Source organism: Polaromonas sp. P1_G4 (assembly GCF_056405475.1).
The window spans coordinates 1-2740 of sequence record NZ_JBFUCA010000541.1 but is presented as its reverse complement, the minus strand read 5'-3'; the positions used below and the strand labels follow the sequence as shown (position 1 = coordinate 2740).

The window sequence follows — 2740 nt, the reverse complement described above, 5'->3', positions numbered from 1 at the left end:
TTTATGTACAGAACGCAAAACCTCGAGCCTATGATAATTCAGCCCATCTCCTCATCGAATGTGAACGCCCCATGACCCTGCCTTCTGCCGCTCACCTGATTTCCGGCATCACCGAACTTGCGCACCTGGGTGTCATCCGTGCCTCCGGTGAAGATGCCGTCACGTTTTTGCAGGGCCAGCTGACCCAGGACGTGGCCCTGATGGGGGCTGGCGAAGCGCGCCTGGCGGCTTTCTGCAATGCCAAGGGCCGGATGCAGGCCAGTTTTGTGGTGTTCAAGCGCAGCAGCGATGCCGGCCAGCAGGACGTGCTGCTGCTGTGCAGCCGCGACATCCTGCCCGCCACACTCAAGCGCCTGTCGATGTTTGTGCTGCGTGCCAAGGCCAGACTGACCGACGCCAGTGCCGAATTCGCGCTCTATGGCGTCACCGGAGCCGCTATGGATTCGATAGCTGGTGGCGCCCGTCCTGTATGGTCAAAAGCCGATTTTGGTGATGCAAATATGGTGTTTTTGCAGCCCGGCGCGGGCCAGCCGCGTGCGATTTTGTGCGTACCTGCCACTTCACCCGCTCCCGAAGGACCGCGCATCGACAGCGCCTTGTGGCACTGGCTGGACGTGCAGTCCGGTATTGCGATGATCACGCAACCCATTTTTGAAGCCTTTGTGCCGCAAATGCTGAATTACGAATCCGTCGGAGGGGTGAACTTCAAAAAGGGTTGCTACCCGGGCCAGGAAATCGTTGCGCGCAGCCAGTTCCGCGGCACGCTCAAACGGCGCGCATACCTTGTTCATACCGCCGGAACACCGGCAACAGGCCAGGAGATATTTCACGCCTCCGATGCAGGGCAGCCTTGCGGGCTGGTCGCCGCGGCGGCGGCCAATCCCGCTGGCGGCTTTGACGCCATCGTGTCGATGCAGACCTCTGCCGCCGCCGATGCCGGCGACGGCCGGTTGACGCTGGGAAGCGCCACAGGCGAAGCCTTGAGCCTGCTTCCCCTGCCCTACCCGCTGCTGGAAGATATCTGATGCACGGCACAGGGGCGCGGGGCTCATGACATGTGCCTGATCGCGTTTGCCATTGGCGTATCGGAGCGCTGGCCGCTCCTGATTGCGGCCAACCGCGATGAATTCCTGGACCGGCCGACGCTGCCGCTGGCCCGCTGGCGAACCGCTTCGGGGCAAGAAGTCCTTTCAGGCCGTGACTTGCGTGCCGGCGGCACCTGGATGGGCATGACACCGGGCGGCAGGATTGCTTTTCTCACCAATGTGCGTGGAGCCCGCGCAGATGCCGGGGCCCGCTCGCGGGGGGAACTGGTGACGCGTTGGCTGGAAAGCCGCGATGATGCGGCAGGTTTTGCTTCAGCTCTCGAAGAAGAAGGCGCGGACTACGCAGGCTTTAACCTGGTGGTTGGCGATTTTCAGCGGAACGTCTGGGCCTGGGTGACAAACAAGCCGGCCGTGGTGTCTGGCGCTTCAAACCTGCATCTTCAGGTTCTGTCACCAGGTCTTTACGGGTTGTCCAATGCGGCACTGGATACGCCGTGGCCCAAAACCCTGGAACTCAAACGCTCCCTCCATGCCGCCCTGAAGACGAGCTCAGGCCTGGAAGCAACGGAGCTTCAGGCATCTCTGTGGTCGGCTCTGGGTAATCGCCAGCGCGCGCCGCGCGAAGACCTTCCGGTCACCGGCGTGCCGTTGGCGCTGGAAGAAGCTCTGTCCAGTGCCTTTGTGGATTTTCCGGACCATGCGTACGGCACACGGAGCAGCACCGTGCTGCTGGCAGCAGCAGATCCGGCCGATCTGTCAACGCGATGGGATGTCCAGGTCGAGGAGCATATGTACGTGAGCCCGTCAGCTGAAGAGCCCAGCCACCACCATCAGCCGGCATATCCCGTTTCGCACCGGTTCACTGTTCAATGGCAGAAAGCCGCACCCGCTTCTCAGAGCCTGGACCGGTAGTCGGGGGGAATGCGCTGACGCGTGGCTTCCTTGTCTTTTTCGGGTGATGCGGCCATGGCCGCCTTGTAGAACATCAAAGCCTTCGCGTCATCTTTTTTCCGGATGGCATAGAGGTAGCCCAGTTTGACCAGCCCGTCGACCTGCTGGTCAGGAAAGCTTTTGTTACGCAGTTCCATGCTCTGGACGGCCAGATCCAAGTCGCCGTTTTTCACACCCAGTATCCACCCGGCATCCAGGAGGTCATAGTCATATATACCTTCTGCCAGGTATTGTTTGGTCAGCTTTTGGGCCTCTGCCGTTCTCCCCGACCGGCTCAGCAGGACGACTTCCAGCGATCGGACTGACGCCGCTTTCGGCTGGAGGTTCTTGCTGCGTTCCAGGTATTCGAAAGCCTTGTCCATGGCTCCCATCTGGGCATGCCCACGGGCAATATTCGTCAGCAAGGCCACCACGTACGGACGCGAAGACACCACAGACTCCCAGATCCAGACGGCGTTTGGCCAGTCGCCCCAGCGCGCCAGTTCGTCAGCCACCATGGGCGTCAGCTTGCGGTAGTGGGGATTGATGCGGGTGCCTTCTTTGACCAGCTCCAATATTTCCCGCTTGGTGGCGTTCCAGCGCGGGTTGTTGACATCCCCGGACTGCGTGATGGTTAGTGCCAGTCTGACGGACCTGACGATCCTGCTTTCCGCCATGGCGGCCTGTTGCGATATATAGATCGCCAGCGCGAGGCAAAACATTAAAGTGATGCCCAGCAACTTCGAGTACACAGGCTTCCAGGA

At 60.8% G+C, this 2740-nt stretch carries 3 protein-coding genes; 2 read left to right on the top strand and 1 reads right to left on the bottom strand.

Translation table 11 applies throughout. The annotated features are described in order from the left end of the window. The first annotated feature begins 71 nt into the window (after positions 1–71). Both ygfZ and AC1D1X_RS20175 read left to right on the top strand, forming a co-directional pair. Entirely contained in the window at positions 72–1025 is a 954-nt protein-coding gene (gene ygfZ, locus AC1D1X_RS20180) for a CAF17-like 4Fe-4S cluster assembly/insertion protein YgfZ (protein WP_477669552.1), read from the top strand. 30 nt (positions 1026–1055) lie between these two features. Further along, positions 1056–1958, top strand: a complete 903-nt coding sequence (locus tag AC1D1X_RS20175; protein WP_477669551.1) for an NRDE family protein — start codon at positions 1056–1058, stop codon at positions 1956–1958. Here the strand turns inward: AC1D1X_RS20175 and AC1D1X_RS20170 are convergent. Next, positions 1940–2740 (bottom strand): tetratricopeptide repeat protein (locus tag AC1D1X_RS20170; RefSeq protein ID WP_477699000.1); only part of this gene is annotated, 801 nt, incomplete at its 5' end. The genes AC1D1X_RS20175 and AC1D1X_RS20170 overlap by 19 nt on opposite strands.